The following is a 23,331-nucleotide window of genomic DNA, read 5'->3' as shown; positions in this document are numbered from 1 at the left end:
AGGTGCCGGGAGCGCGGCGATAGGCCAGAATAGAGAGCCCGGCGCGTGGTCGGGATGGTGGAGAGCGGGTTATGGGGTTTGATCAGGTGCGTCAGCGCCGTTTGTCTGACGATATTGTCGAGCAGCTCGAGGGCATGATCCTTGAGGGCACGCTGAAGTCGGGCGAGCGCTTGCCGGCCGAGCGCGCATTGGCTGAACAATTTGGTGTGTCGCGCCCGTCGCTGCGAGAAGCGATTCAGAAGCTGGCGGCCAAAGGGTTGTTGGTCAGTCGTCAGGGCGGTGGCAACTATGTGGTGGAATCCCTGGGGTCAACCTTCAGTGACCCTTTGTTGCATCTGCTGGAAAACAATCCTGAAGCGCAGCGGGACTTGCTGGAATTTCGCCAGACGCTTGAGGCTTCCTGTGCTTATTACGCGGCATTGCGGGCAACGGAAGTGGACCGTGAGCGGCTGACGGCGGCGTTCGAGGCGTTGCAGGATTGCTACGCGCGCGTCGATGAGGTGAGTCGAGTGGAGGAGGGCGCGGCAGATGCGCGGTTTCACCTGGCCATTGCCGAAGCCAGTCATAACGCCGTGCTTCTGCATACCATTCGCGGGCTGTTTGATCTGCTCAAGCGTAACGTGGTGACAAACATTGGCGGCATGTATCAACAGCGCACCGAGACCCGCGACATGCTGATCAGCCAGCATCGCGATTTGTACCTGGCAATTATTGAAGGGCGGGCCGAGCAGGCGCGGGATATCTCAACGCGTCACCTGCTGTATGTGCAGGAAGTGCTGGAGGAGGTTCGTCAGGAGGTTCAGCGCGTGGCTCGGGCGGAGCGACGTAAAGGCATGTAGCCTCGGGCGAGTCGCCCGAAGCTGCATCGTCACAAGGTTAGTCTTCCTTGCCTTTGTTACGCACCGCGCGATGCAATTCGCGATTGGAGTCGCGCTCGCGTTCGGTGTCGCGTTTGTCGTATTCCTTCTTGCCCTTGCCCAGCGCAATTTCGCACTTGACCAGGTGCTTGCTCCAGTACCAGGACAAGCAGATGCAGGCGTAGCCTTTCTGTTGCACTGCCGCAGCGAGTTTTTCCAGCTCGCGGGCATTGAGCAGCAGCTTGCGCGTGCGCACCGGGTCGGCAATTACATGAGTGCTCGCGGTGGTCAGCGGGGTGATATGACTGCCCAGCAGCCACGCCTCGCCATCCTTGAGCAGCACATAGCTGTCGACCAGCTGCAGCTTGCTGGCACGCAGACTTTTTACTTCCCAGCCGGCCAGGACCAGACCAGCCTCGAACCGATGTTCGATGAAGTAATCGTGTCGCGCCTTTTTATTTTGCGCGATGGTCCCTGTTGGGTGTTTCTTTTGTTTAGCCATAGGGGCGGCATTATAGGGAGTTGCGAGCGTGTCGGCTACGGTCAACCTGCGTGCTTGAGCGTGTTGGACGAATCCCGGACAATGCGGGCAGTTCTCTGGTTTTTTTCTCTCGCGGATCTGGCTGTTGTTTCGCGATGTTTGCCCGCTCAGCTGTGGAAATAACGCTCACATGACGACGCATATTCAACGTTCGGCCCTGCTGCCGTATCCCGCACAGGCGCTCTATGACCTGGTCAACGACGTCGCGCGTTACCCGGAATTCCTGCCGTGGTGCTCCACTGCCGAGGTTTTGGAGGGCGATGACGGGTACATGGTTGCCAGCGTCGGCGTAGCCAAGGGTGGGCTTAGCCAGCATTTTGTTACGCGCAATGTGCTGGTGCCTGGAAAATCCATCGAGATGAATCTGCAGGAAGGCCCGTTCACCCAGTTGCATGGGGTCTGGGTATTCAAGGCGCTGACGGACAAGGCCTGCAAGATCAGCCTGGATCTGTCGTTCGATTACGCGGGGCCGATCGTCCGCGCGACATTGGGGCCTTTGTTCAATCAGGCGGCGAATACGCTGGTGGATGCGTTCTGCCAGCGGGCCAAGCAACTGCATGGTTGAGATTGAAGTGGTGCATGCCGCCGTTGATCGCCAGGTTTTATTGCAGGTGAAGGTTCCGGCGGGCACGAGCCTGAGGGCGGCGGTGCAAATGTCGGGAATGGCTGAGCAGTTTCCGCAATGCATGCTGGCTGACTGCCCGCTGGGGATCTTCGGCAAGGTGGTTTCGGACCCTGATGCGCGTGTTGTGCAGCCAGGTGATCGAATTGAGATCTACCGGCCGTTGCTGGCAGATCCCAAGGAAATACGCCGGCAGCGTGCGGCCAGGGCGGCGAAGACCAGGCAGCAAAACTCATAAATCCTTCAGACAACAAAAAGCCCGGCATGCCGGGCTTTTTGTTGAGTGTTGCTTTGTTACTGCGGGCTGGTGTCCAGAGGCTGTGGCGTCGGGACAGGCACGGTTTCCACGCCATCGACGTCTTTCTGGATCTGGTCCAGCAAGGAGCCTGGCTTGGCCGGCACCTCGGATTTCGGCTTCTCGGCTTCCTGCGCAGGGGCGGTCACGCTGGTGCCGCTGTCCTTGCCCAACAGCGCTTCATCGCGGCTTACGCCGGGCATGAAGTCACCGGACAGGCTGACAAGCTGGTCATTGCCATTGAAAATGACACTGACGCGCTCCTGCTGGCGCTCACCGCCGCCAGGCTGGAGGCTGTAGAGATAATCCCAGCGATCGGCATGGAAAGTGTCGGTCAGCAGGGGATTGCCCATGATAAACCTTACTTGCCGTCGGGTCATTCCCGGACGTAACTGGTCTATCATGTCCTGCGTGACGACATTGCCCTGCTGGATGTCGATTTTGTAAACCCCGGGGAATGAACAACCGGCGAGTGCGAGCAGTCCCACAAAGGTGAAACTGGTTAGCAAGAGCTTGGTGTTTTGCATCGGTGGGCGACTTCCACTATCTTGGCTGGGACAACGTAAACGCCGATCATACCCGTATTAAGAGAAGCTGCGAAGCAGCATCCGCGAGAAAGCTAACCATGGTTGAAAATAGCGAACTACGCAAAGCCGGTCTCAAAGTGACTCTGCCCCGAGTCAAGATTCTACAAATGCTCGATTCTGCTGAGCAACGCCACATGAGTGCCGAGGACGTTTACAAGGCGCTGATGGAGTCTAATGAAGACGTCGGCCTGGCCACGGTTTACCGTGTCCTGACCCAGTTTGAAGCCGCAGGGCTGGTGGTTCGTCATAATTTCGACGGCGGTCATGCAGTGTTTGAATTGGCCGACGGCGGGCATCACGACCACATGGTTGACCTGGATACCAATGAGGTTATCGAGTTCACCAGCCCTGAGATCGAAGCGCTGCAGCATAAGATCGCTGAGGAGCATGGCTTCGATTTGGTCGACCATAATCTGGTGCTGTACATCCGTAAGAAAAAGTAAAAAACGACGCAGATTTGCTCTGCGCAACGATCGAAGGCGACCCCAGGGTCGCCTTCGTGCTTTATATAAGAGGGAAAATGCTCGCTCAGGCCTTCGCTGCTACGACCATCTTCTTCGCGTGCGCCAGGGACTCCTTGGTCAAATCAATACCGCCGAGCATCCGCGCCACTTCTTCCACGCGCTCCGACTTGTTCAGCTTGGACACGGCCGTGCGCGTCGCATCGCTGCCCCGCACTTTGTGCACGAACAAATGCTGATGCCCCTGGGCCGCCACTTGCGGTAAGTGGGTCACCGTCAGCACCTGGCCCCGATCGCCCAGGCGGCGCAACAACTGGCCAACAATTTCGGCAGTCGGTCCGCCAATGCCCACGTCCACTTCATCGAACACCAGAGTCGGTACGCGCGAGGTTTGCGCCGTGATGACCTGGATCGCCAGGCTGATCCGTGACAGCTCACCGCCGGAGGCGACTTTTGCCAGGGCTTTGAGCGGTTGCCCCGGGTTGGCGCTGACCAGCAGCTCCACCTGTTCCAGTCCGTGGGGTTGCAGTTCATGGCTGGTATTGGCGTGCAGCTCGATAGTGAAGCGGCCGCCGGGCATGCCCAGGCGCTGGATTTCCTGTTCCACGGCACCGGCCAGGCGGGTAGCGGCCTGTTGGCGAAGGTCGCTCAGCTCACGAGCCTTTTCCTGATAATGGCGGGCGAAGGAGGCGAGTTCTTCGCCGAGGCGCTCAATGGACTCGTCGTTCGCGTTCAGGGTCTCGATTTCATCCAGCAGCTTTTGTTGCATTGCCGCCACTTCGGTTGGCTGGATTCGATGTTTGCGCGCCAGGGTGTAGATAGTGTCCAGGCGCTCTTCTATTACCTGCAGGCGCGCCGGGTCGGCATCGAAATGATCGAGGAAGCGGTTCAATTCACCCACCGCTTCCTCCACCTGGATCTGCGCGCTGGTCAGCAGGGTGGTGGCTTCACTCAGTGAGCCGGAGGCGTTAGTCACGCTGGACAGGCGATTGAGGCTCGCGGTCAGTGCGTTAAGCACATTGCCGGAATCACTTTCGCTGCATTGCTCGATCACCTGGCGACAGATACCCAGCAGCGTCTCGGCGTTGGTCAGGTTCTTGTGTTCCTGTTCAAGCTGTTCCAGTTCGGTCTCGCCCAGGCCCAGGCTTTCAAGCTCTTCGAGTTGATAGCTGAGCAGTTGGTGGCGAGCGCGTTGCTCGTCGCCGGAATTGGAAAGGCGTTCCAGTTCCTGGCGCGTCTGGCGCCAGCGTTGCGCGGCCAGGTGGACCTGGCGGGCAAGTTCGGTGGCGCCGGCGTACTCATCCAGCAAGCGGCGATGGGTGTCGGTTTTCAGCAGGGACTGGTGCTCATGCTGGCTGTGGATATCAATCAACAGTTCACCCAGGGCTTTCAAGTCGCCAAGGGGGCAGGGCGTGCCGTTGATGTAGCCGCGTGAGCGTCCTTCGGCGGTGATCACCCGGCGCAGGATGCACGGCCCTTCGTTATTGAGGTCGCGCTCGGCCAGCCAGGCCTCGGCCTCGGGAATATCCGCCAGATCGAATGTGGCCAGGATGTCGGCCTTGTCGGCGCCGGGGCGCACCACGCCACTGTCGGCGCGGTCCCCGAGCGTCAGGCCCAGGGCGTCGAGCATGATCGACTTGCCGGCGCCGGTCTCGCCTGTGATTACGCTCATGCCGCGATCCAGTTCGAGATCCAGATGTTCAACGATGGCGTAGTTATGTACGGACAGGTGCACGAGCATGACGGCCGCTCCCAGGCTTTAGGTCTGGTTATTTATACAGTGTTTTGTTTGAGGCTGACAATCCTGGCGCTTAGCTCGATTTGCTTGATCGGGTGCTTTTTTTAGCTCAATAAGGAATGTAGGGGCAGGAAATGATCCGAGACATGCGAAAGACTTTTGGTAACGTCCGCGCCCTTGAACCTGAAAATTGTGGCCCCATATACCGGAACAGAAGCGCGAGTTGAGTTCGCGCATGATTTTGAAAGGAGAAAGCTATGGCTGACGAACAGACGCAGGATACGCAAACGCCAGACGCCAATTCGGCTGCCGGTGATGAGCTGGGTACTCGTGTGCAAGTGCTCGAAGAGCAATTGGCCGCAGCGCAGGATCAGTCGTTGCGTGTTGCCGCCGATCTGCAGAACGTCCGCCGCCGTGCCGAGCAGGACGTAGAAAAGGCTCACAAATTCGCCTTGGAAAAATTCGCCAACGACCTGCTGCCGATTATTGACAGCCTGGAGCGTGGCCTTGAATTGTCCAATCCGGATGACGAAAACATCCGCCCGATGCGCGAGGGGATCGAACTGACCCTGAAAATGTTCCAGGACACCCTGAAGCGTTATCAGTTGGAAGCCATCGATCCACTCGGCGGTGAGCCGTTCAACGCGGAGCACCACCAGGCGATGGCGATGCAGGAAAGCCACGACCTGGAGCCCAACAGCGTATTGAAGGTATTCCAGAAGGGTTATCTGCTCAACGGTCGCTTGTTGCGCCCGGCGATGGTGGTGGTGAGCAAGGCTCCCGCACCCGTTTCGCCTTCTATTGATGAGCAGGCTTGAAATCCGCCGCAAGGCCCCCATTTATAAGTCAAGCGATTAAGTGCTACCGCAGTTAGCCACAACTGCTGCGGCAACCAAATTCAAGTTTCGGGAGAGTCAAACATGGGCAAGATTATCGGTATCGACCTGGGGACCACCAACTCGTGCGTCTCGGTCATGGAAAACGGCAAGGCCAAAGTTATCGAAAACGCTGAAGGCGCGCGTACCACGCCGTCGATCATCGCTTACGCCAACGATGGCGAGATCCTGGTTGGTCAGTCGGCCAAGCGTCAGGCCGTTACCAACCCGCACAACACCCTGTACGCGGTGAAGCGTCTGATCGGTCGTAAGTTCGACGAAGAAGTCGTACAGAAAGACATCAAGATGGTGCCTTACAAAATCGCCAAGGCCGACAACGGTGACGCCTGGGTTGAAGTGAACGGCAACAAGATGTCCGCGCCGCAGATCTCGGCTGAAGTCTTGAAAAAGATGAAGAAGACTGCCGAAGACTACCTCGGTGAAACCGTGACCGAAGCGGTCATCACTGTTCCGGCCTACTTCAACGACAGCCAGCGCCAGGCAACCAAAGACGCCGGCCGCATCGCGGGTCTTGACGTAAAACGTATCATTAACGAACCTACCGCAGCGGCCCTGGCCTACGGTATGGACAAGGCCAAAGGCGACCACACTGTGATCGTTTATGACCTGGGCGGTGGTACTTTCGACGTCTCCGTCATCGAGATCGCGGAAGTTGACGGCGAGCACCAGTTCGAAGTGTTGGCCACCAACGGCGACACGTTCCTGGGTGGTGAAGACTTCGACATTCGTCTGATCGACTACCTCGTTGACGAATTCAAGAAAGAAAGCGGCATGAACCTCAAGGGTGACCCGCTGGCGATGCAGCGCCTGAAAGAAGCCGCTGAGAAAGCCAAGATCGAACTGTCGTCGAGCATGTCCACCGACGTGAACCTGCCGTACATCACTGCAGACGCTACCGGTCCTAAGCACTTGAACGTGAAGATCTCGCGCGCCAAGTTGGAAGCACTGGTTGAAGACCTGGTTCAGCGCACCATCGAGCCATGCCGCATTGCACTGAAAGACGCCGGTATCGACGTTGGCGCGATCAATGACGTGATCCTGGTCGGTGGCCAGACCCGTATGCCGCTGGTGCAGCAGAAAGTCACCGAGTTCTTCGGTAAAGAAGCACGTAAAGACGTGAACCCGGACGAAGCGGTTGCCATGGGTGCTGCTATCCAGGGCGCGGTATTGGCCGGTGACGTGAAAGACGTGCTGCTGCTGGACGTCAGCCCGCTGACTCTGGGTATCGAAACCATGGGTGGCGTGATGACCGCGCTGATCGAGAAAAACACCACGATTCCTACCAAGAAATCCCAGGTGTTCTCGACTGCCGACGACAACCAGGGCGCCGTGACCATTCACGTGCTGCAAGGCGAGCGCAAGCAAGCTGCGCAGAACAAATCCCTGGGCAAGTTTGACCTGGCCGAGATTCCACCAGCCCCACGTGGCGTGCCACAGATCGAAGTGACCTTCGACATCGACGCCAACGGTATCCTGCACGTTGGCGCGAAAGACAAGGCGACCGGCAAAGAGCAGAAGATCACCATCAAGGCCAACTCCGGCCTGTCTGATGAAGAAATTCAACAGATGATTCGTGATGCTGAAGCCAACGCTGATGCGGACGCCAAGTTTGCCGAGTTGGCGGGTGCCCGTAACCAGGGTGACGCGCTGGTTCACTCGACGCGCAAAATGGTCGCTGATGCTGGCGACAAGGTGACTGCCGAAGAGAAAACTGCAATCGAAGCCGCTGTAGTTGCCCTGGAAGCCGCTATCAAAGGCGACGACAAGGCCGCTATCGAAGCCAAGGTTGAGGAGCTGTCGAAGGTGTCCGCGCCAGTGGCCCAGAAAATGTACGCCGAACAAGGCCAGCCGGCTGAAGGTGCTGCGCAGCAAGCAGAGCCTGAAGCCAAGCACGACGATGTTGTCGATGCCGAGTTCGAAGAAGTCAAAGACCAGAAGTAACTTGGTCGCCCGGTTGACCGCTCACAAGCGGTGACTGGTAGGATGTCGCCGCGCGGGAGCTTGCTCCCGCGTTGGCGTGTCTGGGGTATGCGAATTTTTACAGTATGCGACAGCGTTCGGGTGCTGGCGGTGTGGCCGGGAATGCTCCTGCTTTCCGAGCAGTAAATACCGCGTTTTTAGTCGGGTGGCCGGCTAAAAAGTAGTAATGACCAGGATCGTTGAATTGACGTGAGTTGGGTCCGGGCCTGCATTGGGGCTCAACGAGTTTGGCGAGGCTCAGGAGGGTCTGGCTGAACGTCCTTAAGAGTGCAAAGACTTATGGCAAAGCGTGACTATTACGAAGTATTGGGTGTGGAGCGCGGGGCTAGCGAGGCGGACCTGAAAAAGGCTTACCGTCGCCTGGCGATGAAGCACCACCCGGACCGTAATCCGGATAGCAAAGAATCCGAAGAAATGTTCAAAGAGGCCAATGAGGCCTACGAATGTCTGTCTGATCCCAACAAGCGTGCAGCCTACGACCAGTATGGGCATGCCGGCGTCGACCCGAGCATGGGTGGCGGCGGTGCCGGTTTTGGTGGTCAGAACTTCTCCGATATTTTCGGTGACGTGTTCAGTGATTTCTTTGGTGGCGGCCGTGGGGGCCAGCGTGGCGGGGCCCAGCGTGGCAGCGACCTGCGCTATACCCTGGAGCTGAACCTGGAAGAAGCCGTGCGCGGCACCAGCGTTAACATCCGTGTACCGACGCTGGTCAACTGCAAACCGTGCGACGGCTCGGGTGCCAAGAAGGGCTCTTCGCCCATCACCTGCCCGACCTGCGGCGGTATCGGCCAGGTGCGGATGCAGCAGGGCTTCTTCTCGGTGCAGCAAACCTGCCCGCGTTGCCATGGCCAGGGCAAGATCATTTCCGACCCGTGTGATTCCTGCCATGGCGAAGGTCGCGTCGAAGAGTACAAGACGCTGTCGGTGAAAGTGCCGGCGGGCGTGGATACCGGCGACCGCATTCGTCTGTCGGGTGAAGGGGAAGCTGGTACTCAGGGTGGGCCTACGGGCGACCTGTACGTGGTGATCAATGTGCGCGAGCACTCGATCTTCCAGCGTGATGGCAAGCATCTGTTCTGTGAAGTGCCGATCAGCTTTGTCGACGCGGCCCTGGGTGGTGAGTTGGAAATCCCGACGCTGGACGGTCGGGTCAAGCTCAAGATTCCAGAGGGTACGCAGACCGGCAAGCAGTTCCGTATCCGTGGCAAAGGCGTTGCGCCGGTGCGCGGTGGCGGGGCCGGCGACCTGATGTGTCGCGTAGCGGTAGAAACGCCGGTCAACCTGAATCGCCGTCAGCGTGAGCTGCTTGAAGAGTTCCGCAGTTCGTTGGAAGGTGATGACTCTCACTCGCCGAAAACCACGGGCTTTTTCGATGGTGTGAAGCGCTTCTTCGGCGACCTGTAAGGAATTGAGTATGCGACGTATAGCCGTAATGGGCGCTGCCGGGCGCATGGGCAAGACGCTGGTCGAAGCCGTGCAGCAGCGCTCGCCGGCGTCCGGGCTGACCGCGGCGATCGTGCGTCCGGGCAGCACGTTGATCGGTGCGGACGCGGGTGAGTTGGCCTCACTGGGCCGTATCGGCGTCTCGTTGTCCGGTCATCTGGCGCAGGTGGCCGACGAGTTCGACGTGTTGATCGATTTCACGCTGCCGGAGGTGATGCTGGAAAACCTGGCGTTCTGTCGCAAGGCAGGCAAGGCGATGGTGATCGGTACCACCGGTTTGACGGTGGAGCAGAAGCAGTTGCTGGCTCAGGCGGGCAAGGATATCCCGATCGTCTTTGCGGCGAACTTCAGCGTAGGCGTGAATCTGTCCCTCAAGCTGCTGGATATGGCGGCTCGCGTGTTGGGTGATGAGGCGGATATCGAGATTATCGAAACCCATCATCGCCACAAGATCGATGCGCCGTCCGGGACTGCCTTGCGGATGGGCGAGGCCATCGCCGATGCGTTGGGGCGTGACCTGTCCAAAGTGGCGGTGTATGGCCGTGAAGGGCACACCGGTGCCCGTGCGCGCGACACCATTGGTTTTGCCACCGTACGCGGTGGTGATGTGGTCGGCGATCACACTGTGCTGTTTGCCACTGAGGGCGAACGCCTGGAAATCACGCACAAGGCTTCCAGTCGCATGACGTTTGCCAAGGGCGCGGTGCGCGCTGCGCTTTGGCTGGAAGGGCGCGAGCCTGGCCTGTACGACATGCGTGATGTGCTCGACCTGCACTAATCGGTAGCTTAAACAGGGCCTCAAGCTTATGCTTGGGCCCCGTTTTACCCGCTAAGCGACGCCCTGTCGCATTCCCCTGCCTTTCAGGCTCATTAGCGGTGGACCAAAAAAGCCTTTTTCTGTAAGCTACAGCTTTAGTGTGTCCACTAAAAGCGCGCAGAATAATTCAGTGAAGAAGCGGGGTGACGTGTCCATACGTCACTCCGCTTTTTTGCAACCTGCGATCGCCCTTTCAGGCTTTATTTACGGGAGGTCTTCTTGACTAAGCCAGCCATACTCGCCCTTGCTGATGGCAGCATTTTTCGCGGCGAAGCCATTGGAGCCGACGGTCAAACCGTTGGTGAGGTGGTGTTCAACACCGCCATGACCGGCTATCAGGAAATCCTTACCGATCCTTCCTACGCCCAACAGATCGTTACCCTGACCTATCCGCACATCGGCAACACCGGTACTACACCGGAAGACGCCGAGTCTGATCGTGTCTGGTCGGCCGGTCTGGTGATTCGTGACCTGCCACTGGTTGCGAGCAACTGGCGTAACACGATGTCGCTGTCCGATTACCTGAAAGCCAACAACGTTGTGGCGATCGCCGGTATCGATACGCGCCGCCTCACGCGCATCCTGCGTGAAAAAGGCTCGCAGAACGGCTGCATCATGGTCGGTGAGAATATCTCCGAAGAGGCCGCGATTGCCGCAGCGCAAGGGTTCCCTGGCCTGAAAGGCATGGACCTGGCGAAAGTCGTCAGCGTCAAAGAGAAGTACGAATGGCGCTCCACTGTCTGGGACCTGAAGACCGACAGCCACGCGACTATCGAGGCCGCGGACTTGCCTTATCACGTTGTGGCCTACGACTACGGCGTGAAGTACAACATCCTGCGCATGCTGGTTGAGCGTGGCTGCCGCGTAACCGTGGTGCCGGCGCAAACCCCGGCCAGCGATGTACTCGCCCTGCAACCGGACGGCGTGTTCCTGTCCAACGGCCCTGGTGACCCGGAGCCATGCGACTACGCGATCCAGGCGATCAAGGACGTGCTGGAAACCGAGATCCCGGTATTCGGTATCTGCCTGGGCCACCAGTTGCTGGCCCTGGCCTCGGGCGCCAAGACCCTGAAGATGGGCCACGGTCACCACGGTGCCAACCACCCCGTGCAGGACCTGGACACCGGCGTTGTCATGATCACCAGCCAGAACCACGGTTTTGCGGTGGATGAAGCGAGCCTGCCTTCGAACGTGCGCGCGATTCACAAGTCGCTGTTCGACGGTTCCCTGCAAGGCATCGAGCGCACCGACAAGAGCGCGTTCAGCTTCCAGGGTCACCCTGAAGCCAGCCCGGGCCCGAACGACGTAGCGCCGCTGTTCGACCGTTTCATCAATGAGATGGCCAAGCGACGCTGACTGAGCGGCCTGCGGGTGGTCCCGAATTTCGGTGGCCCCCGCAGGCTCTTCAAAGAATGTTCAAGACGGCTTGCCGACTGACCTGCGGATTTGAGTGACAAACCCATGCCAAAACGTACAGACATAAAAAGCATCCTGATTCTCGGCGCTGGCCCGATCGTGATCGGCCAGGCCTGCGAATTCGACTACTCCGGCGCCCAGGCCTGTAAAGCCCTGCGCGAGGAGGGTTACCGCGTCATCCTGGTGAACTCCAACCCGGCCACCATCATGACCGACCCGGCCATGGCCGATGCCACCTACATCGAACCGATCAAATGGCAGACCGTTGCCAAGATCATCGAGAAAGAGCGTCCGGACGCGCTGTTGCCAACCATGGGCGGCCAGACCGCACTGAACTGCGCCCTGGACCTGGAGCGCGAAGGCGTCCTGGAGAAGTTCGGCGTCGAGATGATCGGTGCCAACGCTGACACCATCGACAAGGCTGAAGACCGTTCGCGTTTCGACAAGGCGATGAAGTCCATCGGCCTTGATTGCCCGCGCTCCGGTATCGCCCACAGCATGGAAGAGGCCAACGCGGTTCTCGAAAAGCTGGGCTTCCCGTGCATTATCCGTCCGTCCTTCACCATGGGCGGCACCGGTGGTGGCATCGCCTACAACCGTGAAGAGTTCGAAGAAATCTGCGCCCGCGGTCTGGACCTGTCGCCGACCAAAGAGCTGCTGATCGACGAATCCCTGATCGGCTGGAAAGAATACGAGATGGAGGTTGTCCGCGATAAGAAGGACAACTGCATTATCGTCTGCTCCATCGAAAACTTCGACCCGATGGGCGTGCACACCGGTGACTCGATCACCGTTGCGCCGGCGCAGACCTTGACGGACAAGGAATACCAGATCATGCGTAACGCCTCGTTGGCGGTACTGCGTGAAATCGGCGTGGAAACCGGTGGTTCCAACGTTCAGTTCGGCATCTGCCCGGATACCGGCCGCATGGTCGTGATCGAGATGAACCCGCGTGTATCGCGTTCTTCGGCGCTGGCATCGAAAGCCACCGGCTTCCCGATTGCGCGTATCGCGGCCAAGCTGGCGATCGGTTACACCCTGGATGAGTTGCAAAACGAAATCACCGGCGGCGCCATGCCGGCGTCTTTCGAGCCGTCTATCGACTACGTCGTGACCAAGCTGCCGCGCTTTGCCTTCGAGAAATTCGCCAAGGCCGATGCGCGCCTGACCACTCAGATGAAGTCGGTCGGTGAAGTCATGGCCATTGGCCGTACGTTCCAGGAATCCCTGCAGAAAGCCCTGCGCGGCCTGGAAGTCGGTGTGTGCGGCCTGGACGAGAAGCTCGACCTGAGCAACCCGGAAAGCATGAGCATCCTCAAGCGCGAGCTGACCGTACCGGGCGCCGAGCGTATCTGGTACGTGGCTGACGCCTTCCGTGCCGGCCTGAGCGTCGAAGATATCTTCGGCATGAACATGATCGACCCGTGGTTCCTGGTGCAGATCGAAGACCTGATCAAGGAAGAAGAGAAGGTCAAGACCCTCGGCCTGTCGTCCATCGACCGCGACCTGATGTTCCGCCTCAAGCGCAAAGGCTTCTCCGATCAGCGTCTGGCCAAGCTGCTGGGTGTGACCGAGAAAAACCTGCGTACCCATCGCCACAAGCTGGATATCTTCCCGGTCTACAAGCGCGTTGACACCTGCGCCGCCGAGTTCGCCACCGACACTGCGTACATGTACTCCACCTATGAGGAAGAGTGCGAAGCCGCGCCGTCGGGCCGCGACAAGATCATCATCCTCGGTGGCGGCCCGAACCGTATCGGCCAGGGCATCGAGTTTGACTATTGCTGCGTACACGCCGCCCTCGCCCTGCGCGAAGACGGGTACGAGACCATCATGGTCAACTGCAACCCGGAAACGGTTTCCACTGACTACGACACGTCCGACCGTCTGTACTTCGAGCCGGTGACACTGGAAGACGTACTGGAAATCTGCCGCGTCGAGAAACCCAAAGGCGTGATCGTCCAGTACGGCGGCCAAACCCCGCTGAAACTGGCGCGTGCCCTGGAAGCCGCTGGCGTGCCGATCATCGGTACCAGCCCGGATGCCATCGACCGTGCAGAAGACCGTGAGCGCTTCCAGCAGATGGTCGAGCGCCTGAACCTGCGTCAGCCGCCGAACGCCACCGTGCGCAGCGAAGACGAAGCGATCCGTGCAGCCAGCAAGATCGGCTACCCGCTGGTGGTGCGTCCGTCCTACGTACTGGGCGGCCGCGCGATGGAAATCGTCTACGAAGAAGAAGAGCTCAAGCGCTACCTGCGTGATGCGGTGAAAGTCTCCAACGACAGCCCGGTGCTGCTCGACCACTTCCTCAACTGCGCCATCGAAATGGACGTGGACGCGGTGTGCGACGGTACCGACGTGGTGATCGGCGCGATCATGCAGCACATCGAACAGGCGGGCGTTCACTCCGGTGACTCCGCGTGCTCGCTGCCGCCGTACTCGCTGCCGGCGCACATCCAGGACGAGATGCGCGAACAGGTCAAGAAAATGGCCCTGGAGCTGGGCGTGGTCGGCCTGATGAACGTGCAGTTGGCGCTGCAGGGCGAAGACATCTACGTCATCGAAGTCAACCCGCGCGCTTCGCGTACCGTACCGTTCGTGTCCAAGTGCATCGGTGTGTCCCTGGCCATGATCGCTGCGCGCGTGATGGCCGGTAAGACCCTGAAGGAAATCGGCTTCACCAAGGAAATCATTCCGAACTTTTACAGCGTGAAAGAGGCGGTGTTCCCATTCGCCAAATTCCCTGGCGTGGACCCGATCCTGGGCCCGGAAATGAAGTCCACCGGTGAAGTGATGGGCGTGGGTGACACCTTCGGCGAAGCCTTCGCCAAGGCCCAGATGGGCGCCAGCGAAGTGCTGCCGACCGGTGGTACTGCGTTTATCAGCGTGCGCGATGACGACAAGCCACTGGTTGCGGGTGTGGCCCGTGATCTGATCAACTTGGGCTTTGAAGTCGTGGCTACCGCCGGGACCGCCAAGCTGATCGAGGCTGCCGGCCTGAAAGTACGCCGCGTGAATAAAGTGACGGAGGGCCGTCCGCACGTGGTCGACATGATCAAGAATGACGAAGTCACCCTGATCATCAACACCACCGAAGGTCGCCAGTCGATCGCGGACTCCTACTCCATTCGTCGTAATGCCTTGCAGCACAAGATCTACTGCACCACCACCATTGCTGCTGGCGAAGCCATCTGCGAAGCGCTCAAGTTCGGTCCGGAAAAGACCGTGCGTCGCTTGCAGGATCTACACGCAGGATTGAAGGCATGAGCATAACCAAATACCCGATGACCGTTCAGGGCGCTCGCGCCCTGGAAGAAGAGCACGCCCATCTGACCAAAGTCGTACGTCCAAAGCTGAGCCAGGACATCGGTACGGCCCGCGAGTTGGGTGACTTGAAGGAAAACGCCGAATACCACGCTGCTCGCGAGCAGCAGGGTATGGTCGAGGCGCGGATCCGTGATATCGAAGGCCGCATGCAGAATGCGGTGATCATCGACGTCACGACCATCCCGCATACCGGCAAGGTGATTTTTGGCACCACGGTGGAAATCGCCAACGTCGAGACCGATGAGCGCGTTGTTTATCACATCGTGGGCGAAGACGAGGCTGACTTCAAACTCGGCAAGATCTCCGTCGGTTCACCGCTTGCCCGTGCCTTGATCGCCAAGGAAGAAGGGGACGTGGTGTCTGTGAAAACCCCCGGCGGCGTGATCGAGTACGAGATTGTTGAAGTTCGTCACATCTGAAAGACGGCGCCCGCTTCGTGCGGGCGCCATGCTTTGGCAGCTCTCCCAGATGCTTTGGGTGGGTGGCCTGTGGTTGTTGCACATTGGCGTGCTGCCAGCGCTGGGTTTGATTGGCCTGGCGCCGCTGCTGATCGATGAGATCGACGAATTGCTCAGTGCGTTGCTGGTGGCTTTTGCGGCGGCGTGCGTGACCCTCCAGGCATTAGTGCTGGTCAAGGCTGAAGGCTTGGGGAGTTTGTGGCGGGATATTCGCGGCCAACTGCTATTGATGGCGCTGTATGCGTGCGCAATGTATTGCGTCGTGCATGTCTGGCTGCCGCAAGCGTTGCGCTGGCAGCTATTCAGCTATCTTGTGCTAGGGTTCTCCGGCCTGGTGCTGGTTATACAGCCCGCACCGGGATGGAGTGGCGGGGCGCGCGAAGCACGCCCCTGACCCTTGTCATCATTTGAAGCGATGAACGTTCGACAGTTGCTTGTTGACGCTGAAATTCTTGCGATACAGCAGCGCCATCTTGCCGATAACCTGAACCAGGTCCGCCTTGCCCACCTTGCACAGTTCTGCAACGGCGGCCAGGCGCGCTTCGCGATCAAGGATATTGACCTTGATCTTGATCAGTTCATGATCATTGAGTGCGCGTTCGAATTCGGCTAACACACCTTCAGTCAAACCGTTGTCTGCCACAATCAGAACTGGTTTCAGATGGTGGCCAATGGATTTGTACTGTTTCTTCTGCTCTTGAGTGAGCGGCATAATCTGACCCCTGCGTCTGATCTTGTAAAAAGCGGCGGCCAGTTTACCCGAGCGAGTCCGGGACCGCCCAGTTAATCACGACCCGTTTTATTTTCGAGGTGGCCCGTGGCCCGTTCCAAAACCAGCCTTAAGTGGCTACAAGAGCATTTCAACGATCCTTACGTCAAAAAGGCGCAGAAGGACGGCTACCGTTCCCGGGCCAGCTACAAATTGCTGGAGATCCAGGACAAGGACAAATTGATCCGTCCCGGCATGAGCGTTATTGACCTGGGCGCGGCCCCGGGTGGCTGGTCCCAGGTGACCAGTCGTCTGATTGGTGGGCAGGGCCGCTTGATCGCTTCAGACATCCTGGAGATGGACAGCATCCCGGATGTGACCTTTGTTCATGGTGATTTCACCCAGGACACCGTGCTCGCAGAGATTCTTGAGGCGGTGGGAAATTCGCAGGTAGACCTTGTGATTTCCGACATGGCCCCCAATATGAGTGGATTACCGGCCGTCGATATGCCGCGTGCCATGTTCCTGTGTGAATTGGCGCTGGACCTGGCGGGTCGGGTACTGCGTCCTGGTGGTGATTTCCTGGTGAAAGTCTTCCAGGGCGAAGGGTTTGACGAGTACCACAAGAACATCCGCAAGCTGTTCGACAAGGTGCAAACACGCAAGCCCGACTCTTCCCGGGACAGGTCCCGGGAGCAATACCTGCTCTGTCGCGGCTTTCGCGGCGTTGAAGGTGCGGCGAGCGAAGAGCGTTTTTGAGAGATTCGAGGAGGGCGATAGGTTTTTTTATATCGCTTTCGTCATGAAGCTTTACGATTATTGTGTAGTCAAAGTTTCACAAAGGGTTACAGACGGCGCCTGCCAGTGGTGTAGGTAATGTAGTAAGTTAGGCCGGTGAATATCATGCGAAGCGCGCGCCAGTAGCGGAGCTTGCTTCAGAGGGTAGTTAATTGAACGATATGGCAAAGAATCTGATCCTGTGGTTGATCATCGCGGCTGTCCTGGTGACGGTGATGAACAACTTCTCCAGCCCTAACGAGCCGCAGACCCTCAACTATTCCGACTTCATCCAGCAAGTTAAGGATGGCAAGGTCGAGCGCGTGGCGGTTGATGGCTACGTGATTACCGGCAAGCGTATTGATGGCGACAGCTTCAAGACCATTCGTCCGGCCATTCAGGACAACGGTCTGATCGGCGACCTGGTGGACAACAAGGTCGTTGTGGAAGGCAAGCAGCCTGAGCAGCAGAGCATCTGGACCCAGCTCCTGGTAGCCAGCTTCCCGATCCTGGTGATTATCGCCGTGTTCATGTTCTTCATGCGCCAGATGCAAGGGGGTGCCGGAGGCAAGGGCGGGCCGATGAGCTTCGGCAAGAGCAAGGCACGCCTGCTCTCCGAGGACCAGGTGAAAACCACCCTGGCGGACGTCGCCGGTTGCGACGAAGCCAAGGAAGAAGTCGGTGAGCTGGTCGAGTTCCTGCGTGATCCGGGCAAGTTCCAGCGCCTGGGCGGACGCATTCCTCGTGGCGTACTGATGGTCGGTCCGCCGGGTACCGGTAAAACCTTGTTGGCCAAGGCGATTGCCGGCGAAGCCAAGGTGCCGTTCTTCACCATTTCCGGTTCTGACTTTGTCGAGATGTTCGTCGGTGTCGGTGCCAGCCGTGTTCGCGATATGTTCGAACAGGCCAAGAAACACGCGCCATGCATCATCTTCATCGACGAAATCGATGCCGTGGGTCGCCATCGTGGCGCCGGCATGGGCGGCGGTCATGACGAGCGTGAGCAGACCCTCAACCAGTTGCTGGTGGAGATGGACGGTTTCGAGATGAATGACGGCATCATCGTCATCGCTGCAACCAACCGTCCTGACGTACTGGACCCTGCGCTGCTGCGTCCTGGCCGTTTCGACCGCCAGGTGGTGGTAGGCTTGCCGGACATCCGCGGTCGCGAACAGATCCTCAAGGTCCACATGCGTAAAGTGCCAATGGGCGACGACGTGGCCCCGGCCGTGATTGCCCGTGGTACGCCAGGCTTCTCCGGTGCTGATTTGGCCAACCTGGTCAACGAGGCTTCGTTGTTCGCAGCCCGTACCGGCAAGCGCATCGTTGAAATGAAAGAGTTCGAATTGGCCAAGGACAAGATCATGATGGGCGCAGAGCGCAAATCCATGGTCATGTCCGAGAAGGAAAAGCAGAACACCGCGTATCACGAAGCCGGTCACGCTATCGTGGGTCGGGTTGTGCCTGAGCATGACCCGGTCTACAAGGTCTCGATCATTCCACGTGGTCGTGCCTTGGGCGTGACCATGTTCCTGCCGGAAGAGGATCGTTACAGCCTCTCCAAGCGTGCGCTGATCAGCCAGATCTGTTCGCTGTACGGCGGTCGGATTGCGGAAGAGATGACGTTGGGCTTCGACGGTGTCACCACCGGCGCTTCCAACGACATCATGCGCGCCAGTCAGATCGCCCGGAATATGGTGACCAAGTGGGGCCTGTCGGAGAAACTCGGTCCGTTGATGTATGCCGAGGAAGAAGGCGAAGTATTCCTGGGGCGTGGCGGTGGCGGTCAAAGTGCCAGTTTTTCGGGCGAGACAGCCAAGCTGATCGACTCCGAGGTGCGCAGCATCATTGACCAGTGCTACGGCACGGCCAAGCAGATCCTCACCGACAACCGCGACAAGCTGGACGCGATGGCTGATGCGCTGATGAAATACGAGACTATTGATGCCGATCAGATCGACGACATCATGGCGGGGCGTACGCCTCGTGAGCCTCGCGATTGGGAAGGTGGTTCAGGTACCTCAGGCACTCCGCCAGTTGTGCAGAATGAACGTCCTGAAGCTCCGATCGGCGGCCCGGCGGCTGACCATTAAGGTTTGAAATGATTTCTGCGTCGTCCTCCACCCGGTTGCCTTGCGGCAACCGGGTTCTTGATTTGGCCCATACGCATGTCATGGGCATTCTTAATGTAACTCCCGACTCGTTCTCCGATGGCGGCCGCTTCAGTCAGCAGGATGCCGCGTTGCGTCATGCCGAGGCGATGGTGGCTGCCGGCGCGACGTTGATTGATGTCGGCGGCGAGTCGACTCGGCCGGGTGCCCGCGTTGTTTCTCCTGTGGAGGAGCTGGAGCGGGTGGCGCCGATTGTCGAGCGCATTGCGCGCGAGCTGGATGTGATCATCTCGGTGGACACGTCAACGCCGGCGGTGATGCGGGAAACTGCACGCCTGGGAGCGGGCCTGATTAATGATGTGCGTTCGTTGCAGCGCGACGGTGCCCTCGACGCCGCTGCGGCGACCGGCCTGCCCGTGTGTCTGATGCATATGCTGGGAGAACCCGGCAATATGCAGGATAATCCGCACTACGACGACCTGGTTGGCGAGGTAAGTCGCTTCCTCGCTGACAGAGTCGCCCAGTGCGCGTCAGTGGGCATTGGCGCTGAAAAGATCATTCTCGATCCCGGGTTTGGCTTCGCCAAGACCCTGCAGCATAATTTAAGCCTGTTCAAGCATATGCAAGCCCTGCACGCCCTTGGTCGGCCTCTTCTGGTCGGTGTTTCGCGCAAGAGCATGATAGGGCAGGCCCTGAATCGCCCGGTGGGTGAGCGGCTGTATGGCGGCCTCGCGCTGGCTGCGCTTGCCATGACCAAGGGCGCTCGTATTTTGCGTGTGCATGATGTCGCCGAGACGGTGGACGTGGTGCGCATGATTGCCGCTGTAGAATCAGCCGAATAAGAATGATGGAGCACTCATGACTAAGAAATATTTTGGCACCGACGGTATTCGTGGTCGGGTCGGTGAATACCCGATTACCCCAGATTTCATGCTCAAGCTGGGTTGGGCGGCAGGCATGGCGTTCCGCAGCATGGGCGCGTGCCGCATCCTGGTGGGCAAGGACACGCGTATTTCCGGCTACATGTTTGAATCCGCGCTGGAGGCGGGGTTGTCCGCCGCGGGTGCCGACGTGATGCTGCTGGGCCCCATGCCTACACCGGCGATCGCCTACCTGACGCGTACCTTTCATGCTCAAGCCGGTATCGTGATCAGTGCCTCGCACAATCCGCACGATGACAATGGCATCAAGTTTTTCTCGGGGCAGGGCACCAAGTTGCCGGACGAGATCGAGCTGATGATCGAAGAGCTGCTGGACGCGCCGATGACGGTGGTCGAGTCCAGCAAGCTGGGCAAGGTGTCGCGTATCAACGATGCCTCCGGTCGCTACATCGAATTCTGTAAAAGCAGCGTGCCGAGCAGCACCAATTTCGCCGGGCTGAAGATCGTCGTCGATTGTGCCCACGGTGCGACGTACAAGGTGGCGCCGAGTGTATTCAAGGAGCTGGGTGCGCAAGTCACTGTGCTGTCGGCTCAGCCCAACGGGTTGAACATCAACGACAACTGCGGTTCCACGCACATGGAGCAGTTGCAGGCGGCGGTTCTGGCCGAGCATGCGGACCTGGGCATCGCCTTTGACGGTGATGGCGACCGCGTGTTGATGGTGGATCACACCGGCATGGTCGTGGACGGTGATGATCTGCTGTTCATCATTGCCCGCGACTTGCATGAGCGTAACAAGCTGCAAGGGGGTGTCGTCGGTACGCTGATGAGTAACCTGGGGCTTGAATTGGCGTTGGCTGAACTGGGGATTCCCTTCATTCGCGCCAATGTCGGTGACCGTTACGTGATCGCCGAGTTGCTGGAACGCAATTGGCTGATTGGTGGTGAAAACTCGGGGCATGTCGTTTGCTTCCAGCACACCACCACGGGCGACGCAATCATTGCCGCGCTGCAGGTGTTGCTGGCCTTGCGTCGTCGCGAAGAGAGTCTGGCGCAGGCGCGACAGGCGCTGCGCAAGTGTCCGCAAGTGCTGCTCAATGTGCGTTTCGGCGGTGGCGAAAATCCAATCGAGCACCCCTCTGTCAAGGAAGCGTGCGAGCGTGTTACCCAGGCAATGGCGGGGCGTGGGCGGGTGTTGTTGCGCAAGTCCGGCACAGAGCCTCTGGTGCGTGTCATGGTCGAAGGCGAGGACGAAACACAGGTTCGCGGCCATGCCGAAGACCTGGCAAAACTGGTAACTGAAGTTTGCGCCTGAATTCGGCTTGCCAGTGATGGTGTGGTTGGGTAACATCTGCGCCCACTTTGACCGACGGGGTACAGCATGCGTCGCACGATGGTAGCTGGTAACTGGAAGATGCACGGTACCCGCGCCAGTGTCGCTGAGCTGATCAATGGCCTTCGTCACCTGGCCTTGCCTGGCGATGTGGATGTTGCGGTTTTCCCGCCTTTCCTGCATGTCGGCCAAGTGGTTGATGGCTTGAAAGGTCAGTCGATTCAGGTCGGTGCGCAGAATTGCGCGGTGGAACCCGCCCAAGGTGCGTTGACCGGTGAGATTGCGCCGAGTCAGTTGGTTGATGCCGGTTGTGCCTATGTGCTTGTTGGGCACTCCGAGCGCCGCCAGTTGATGGGTGAAAGCGATCAGATGCTCAACCGCAAGTTCGCAGCGGCACAGGCTTGTGGCTTGATTCCGGTGTTGTGCATAGGGGAAACCCTTGAGCAGCGCGAATCGGGCAAGACGCTTGAAGTTGTCTCGCGTCAGCTGGGCAGCATCATCGAGGAGCTGGGTGTTGGTGCGTTTGCAAAGGCAGTAATCGCTTACGAGCCGGTCTGGGCCATTGGTACCGGGCTGACTGCTACACCGCAACAGGCGCAGGATGTGCACGCCGCCATCCGCGCGCAGTTGGCGGCAGAAAATTCTGAAGTCGCGCAAGGTGTGCGGCTTCTATACGGCGGCAGCGTGAAGGCGGCCAATGCGGTCGAACTGTTCGGCATGCCGGATATCGATGGGGGGCTCATTGGTGGAGCTTCCCTGAATGCAGATGAGTTCGGTGCGATCTGTCGCGCCGCGGGAAACTGAAAAAATGCTGGAAACAGTCGTAGTCGTTTTTCATCTGTTGGCTGCCCTGGGCGTAGTTGCCCTGGTTTTGTTGCAACAGGGTAAAGGTGCGGATGCTGGTGCGTCTTTCGGTGCAGGTGCTTCAAATACTGTATTCGGAAGCCAAGGTTCCTCTACCTTTCTTAGTAAGTTTACTGCTATACTTGCCGCCGGTTTCTTCATAACCAGCTTGGGGTTAGGTTACTTTGCTAAAGAGAAGGCTCATGTGCTGACTCAAGTAGGTTTGCCAAACCCAGCAGTGTTGGAAGTACCAAAAGCAAAACCGGCTTCTGATGATGTCCCGGTGCTTCAAGAGCAAAAGTCGGCTACTCCAGCGACTGACGTGCCTCCAGCTCAAGAGCAGAAGTAAGAAGGTTGTAAACGCTGTATTGCCGAGGTGGTGGAATTGGTAGACACGCAACCTTGAGGTGGTTGTGCCCATAGGGTGTAGGGGTTCGAGTCCCCTTCTCGGTACCAATTATCAGGAGAGCCCGCTGTTGCGGGCTTTCTTGTAGGTGGAAGGTTACATTGACCCTGTAAGGGATCGGTCGTATACTTCCGCCCCAGCTTTGTCGCGGGGTGGAGCAGTCTGGTAGCTCGTCGGGCTCATAACCCGAAGGTCGTCGGTTCAAATCCGGCCCCCGCAACCAGTTTTAGCGGAGCCCCTTTTAAGGGGCTTTTTGTTAGCTGGACACTTTCAACGCCGCTGTTCGACGGCGTTTCAAGGATGGGCGTTTCGCCCATTTTTTTATTTTGCACAGCATGCACATACATGCACGAGGGGGTTCAGGTGTCGAGCAAGCTAGAAGAGTTGCAGGCCTTGCTGGCCCCGGTGGTCGTGGCCCTAGGCTATGAATGCTGGGGTATTGAGTTTTCGGCTCAAGGTCGCCACTCAATGTTGCGCGTTTATATCGATAAAGAGGGCGGCGTGCTGGTGGACGATTGTGCAATTGTCAGCCGTCAGATCAGCGGTGTCCTGGATGTTGAAGATCCGATTTCCGTTGAATACACCCTTGAAGTTTCCTCGCCAGGCATGGAACGCCCACTGTTCACTATTGATCAGTTTGCAAAATTTGCCGGTGAACAAGTGAAGATCAAGCTGCGCTCCCCGTTCGAAGGGCGACGCAACTTTCAGGGCCTTCTGCGCGGTGTAGAAGAGCAGGATGTCGTGGTGCAGGTAGAAGACCATGAGTTCCTGTTGCCGATCGATATGATCGACAAGGCCAACATTATTCCCAGTTTTGACTGAGACGCGGATCC

23 protein-coding genes and 2 tRNA genes are annotated in these 23,331 nt (G+C 58.6%); 21 read left to right on the top strand and 4 right to left on the bottom strand.

The window, feature by feature from the left end:
• Positions 1-71: 71 nt before the first annotated feature.
• Positions 72-839 (top strand): GntR family transcriptional regulator, encoded by a 768-nt coding sequence (locus BFP90_RS17795; protein WP_065897594.1) that lies wholly within the window; start codon positions 72-74, stop codon positions 837-839.
• Between the two features lie 37 nt (positions 840-876).
• Here the strand turns inward: BFP90_RS17795 and smpB are convergent, their stop codons facing one another.
• Positions 877-1,359 carry an SsrA-binding protein SmpB gene (smpB, locus tag BFP90_RS17790; RefSeq protein WP_003235073.1) on the bottom strand — a complete coding sequence of 161 codons (483 nt, stop codon included), beginning with the start codon at positions 1,357-1,359 and terminating at the stop codon, positions 877-879.
• A gap of 169 nt (positions 1,360-1,528) precedes the next feature.
• On the opposite strand from smpB, the gene BFP90_RS17785 reads away from it, so the two are divergent.
• Positions 1,529-1,963: a type II toxin-antitoxin system RatA family toxin gene (locus tag BFP90_RS17785; protein WP_065883925.1), complete on the top strand. Its 435-nt coding sequence runs from the start codon at positions 1,529-1,531 to the stop codon at positions 1,961-1,963.
• Positions 1,956-2,258: an RnfH family protein gene (locus BFP90_RS17780; RefSeq protein ID WP_065897593.1), complete on the top strand. Its 303-nt coding sequence runs from the start codon at positions 1,956-1,958 to the stop codon at positions 2,256-2,258. Before BFP90_RS17785 ends, BFP90_RS17780 begins: the two co-directional genes overlap by 8 nt.
• 56 nt (positions 2,259-2,314) lie before the next feature.
• On the opposite strand, the gene BFP90_RS17775 is transcribed toward BFP90_RS17780, so the two are convergent.
• Positions 2,315-2,842, bottom strand: a complete 528-nt coding sequence (locus BFP90_RS17775; RefSeq protein ID WP_057725005.1) for an outer membrane protein assembly factor BamE — start codon at positions 2,840-2,842, stop codon at positions 2,315-2,317.
• 98 nt (positions 2,843-2,940) lie between these two features.
• Here BFP90_RS17775 and fur point away from each other — a divergent pair, with 98 nt between their 5' ends.
• A complete protein-coding gene (gene fur / locus BFP90_RS17770; protein ID WP_003194220.1) occupies positions 2,941-3,345 on the top strand; it encodes a ferric iron uptake transcriptional regulator in 405 nt (134 codons plus the stop codon).
• A gap of 85 nt (positions 3,346-3,430) precedes the next feature.
• Here the strand turns inward: fur and recN are convergent, their stop codons facing one another.
• Complete coding sequence (gene recN, locus BFP90_RS17765; protein ID WP_065897592.1) at positions 3,431-5,104, bottom strand: DNA repair protein RecN; 1,674 nt, start codon at positions 5,102-5,104, stop codon at positions 3,431-3,433.
• A 254-nt stretch (positions 5,105-5,358) separates the two neighbouring features.
• Between recN and grpE the strand changes: the two genes are divergently transcribed.
• The 8 genes from grpE to BFP90_RS17725 all read left to right on the top strand — a co-directional run bounded on the left by grpE (position 5,359) and on the right by BFP90_RS17725 (position 15,832).
• Complete coding sequence (gene grpE / locus BFP90_RS17760) at positions 5,359-5,919, top strand: nucleotide exchange factor GrpE (protein WP_065883931.1); 561 nt, start codon at positions 5,359-5,361, stop codon at positions 5,917-5,919.
• A 102-nt stretch (positions 5,920-6,021) separates the two neighbouring features.
• A complete protein-coding gene (dnaK, locus tag BFP90_RS17755) occupies positions 6,022-7,938 on the top strand; it encodes a molecular chaperone DnaK (protein WP_065883933.1) in 1,917 nt (638 codons plus the stop codon).
• A 318-nt stretch (positions 7,939-8,256) separates the two neighbouring features.
• On the top strand, positions 8,257-9,381 hold the full coding sequence (gene dnaJ, locus BFP90_RS17750; RefSeq protein WP_065883934.1) for a molecular chaperone DnaJ: 1,125 nt from the start codon (positions 8,257-8,259) through the stop codon (positions 9,379-9,381).
• A 10-nt stretch (positions 9,382-9,391) separates the two neighbouring features.
• Positions 9,392-10,198 carry a 4-hydroxy-tetrahydrodipicolinate reductase gene (dapB, locus tag BFP90_RS17745; protein WP_057725010.1) on the top strand — a complete coding sequence of 269 codons (807 nt, stop codon included), beginning with the start codon at positions 9,392-9,394 and terminating at the stop codon, positions 10,196-10,198.
• 258 nt (positions 10,199-10,456) lie between these two features.
• Entirely contained in the window at positions 10,457-11,593 is a 1,137-nt protein-coding gene (carA, locus tag BFP90_RS17740) for a glutamine-hydrolyzing carbamoyl-phosphate synthase small subunit (RefSeq protein WP_057725011.1), read from the top strand.
• Between the two features lie 105 nt (positions 11,594-11,698).
• Positions 11,699-14,920, top strand: a complete 3,222-nt coding sequence (carB, locus tag BFP90_RS17735) for a carbamoyl-phosphate synthase large subunit (RefSeq protein ID WP_065883937.1) — start codon at positions 11,699-11,701, stop codon at positions 14,918-14,920.
• Between the two features lie 2 nt (positions 14,921-14,922).
• Positions 14,923-15,399, top strand: a complete 477-nt coding sequence (gene greA, locus BFP90_RS17730) for a transcription elongation factor GreA (RefSeq protein WP_057725061.1) — start codon at positions 14,923-14,925, stop codon at positions 15,397-15,399.
• 28 nt (positions 15,400-15,427) lie between these two features.
• A complete protein-coding gene (locus tag BFP90_RS17725) occupies positions 15,428-15,832 on the top strand; it encodes an MFS transporter (protein ID WP_065892262.1) in 405 nt (134 codons plus the stop codon).
• A gap of 9 nt (positions 15,833-15,841) precedes the next feature.
• Here BFP90_RS17725 and BFP90_RS17720 read toward each other — a convergent pair whose 3' ends face one another.
• Positions 15,842-16,150, bottom strand: a complete 309-nt coding sequence (locus BFP90_RS17720; RefSeq protein ID WP_003176146.1) for a YhbY family RNA-binding protein — start codon at positions 16,148-16,150, stop codon at positions 15,842-15,844.
• 105 nt (positions 16,151-16,255) lie between these two features.
• Between BFP90_RS17720 and rlmE the strand changes: the two genes are divergently transcribed.
• The 9 genes from rlmE (at position 16,256) to rimP (ending at position 23,320) form a co-directional block, all read left to right on the top strand.
• Complete coding sequence (rlmE, locus tag BFP90_RS17715; protein WP_065892263.1) at positions 16,256-16,906, top strand: 23S rRNA (uridine(2552)-2'-O)-methyltransferase RlmE; 651 nt, start codon at positions 16,256-16,258, stop codon at positions 16,904-16,906.
• A gap of 200 nt (positions 16,907-17,106) precedes the next feature.
• Complete coding sequence (gene ftsH / locus BFP90_RS17710; protein ID WP_057725015.1) at positions 17,107-19,017, top strand: ATP-dependent zinc metalloprotease FtsH; 1,911 nt, start codon at positions 17,107-17,109, stop codon at positions 19,015-19,017.
• A gap of 8 nt (positions 19,018-19,025) precedes the next feature.
• Positions 19,026-19,877, top strand: coding sequence for a dihydropteroate synthase (gene folP, locus BFP90_RS17705; protein WP_065892265.1), 852 nt, complete (start codon positions 19,026-19,028; stop codon positions 19,875-19,877).
• 16 nt (positions 19,878-19,893) lie between these two features.
• Positions 19,894-21,231 (top strand): phosphoglucosamine mutase, encoded by a 1,338-nt coding sequence (gene glmM / locus BFP90_RS17700; protein ID WP_065883941.1) that lies wholly within the window; start codon positions 19,894-19,896, stop codon positions 21,229-21,231.
• A 66-nt stretch (positions 21,232-21,297) separates the two neighbouring features.
• Positions 21,298-22,053 carry a triose-phosphate isomerase gene (gene tpiA, locus BFP90_RS17695; protein WP_057725018.1) on the top strand — a complete coding sequence of 252 codons (756 nt, stop codon included), beginning with the start codon at positions 21,298-21,300 and terminating at the stop codon, positions 22,051-22,053.
• Between the two features lie 4 nt (positions 22,054-22,057).
• Complete coding sequence (secG, locus tag BFP90_RS27550; protein ID WP_010206600.1) at positions 22,058-22,441, top strand: preprotein translocase subunit SecG; 384 nt, start codon at positions 22,058-22,060, stop codon at positions 22,439-22,441.
• 21 nt (positions 22,442-22,462) lie between these two features.
• Positions 22,463-22,548: transfer RNA gene (locus tag BFP90_RS17690), tRNA-Leu, on the top strand.
• Positions 22,549-22,644: 96 nt separating this feature from the next.
• A tRNA-Met gene (locus BFP90_RS17685) sits at positions 22,645-22,721 on the top strand.
• A 140-nt stretch (positions 22,722-22,861) separates the two neighbouring features.
• On the top strand, positions 22,862-23,320 hold the full coding sequence (rimP, locus tag BFP90_RS17680) for a ribosome maturation factor RimP (RefSeq protein ID WP_003235029.1): 459 nt from the start codon (positions 22,862-22,864) through the stop codon (positions 23,318-23,320).
• The last annotated feature ends 11 nt before the right edge of the window (positions 23,321-23,331 follow it).

Source organism: Pseudomonas sp. 24 E 13 (genome assembly GCF_900004715.1).
GTDB lineage: Bacteria > Pseudomonadota > Gammaproteobacteria > Pseudomonadales > Pseudomonadaceae > Aquipseudomonas > Aquipseudomonas orientalis_A.
Note: the sequence above shows the minus strand (reverse complement) of the source record. Positions and strands in the feature narration are given on the sequence as shown.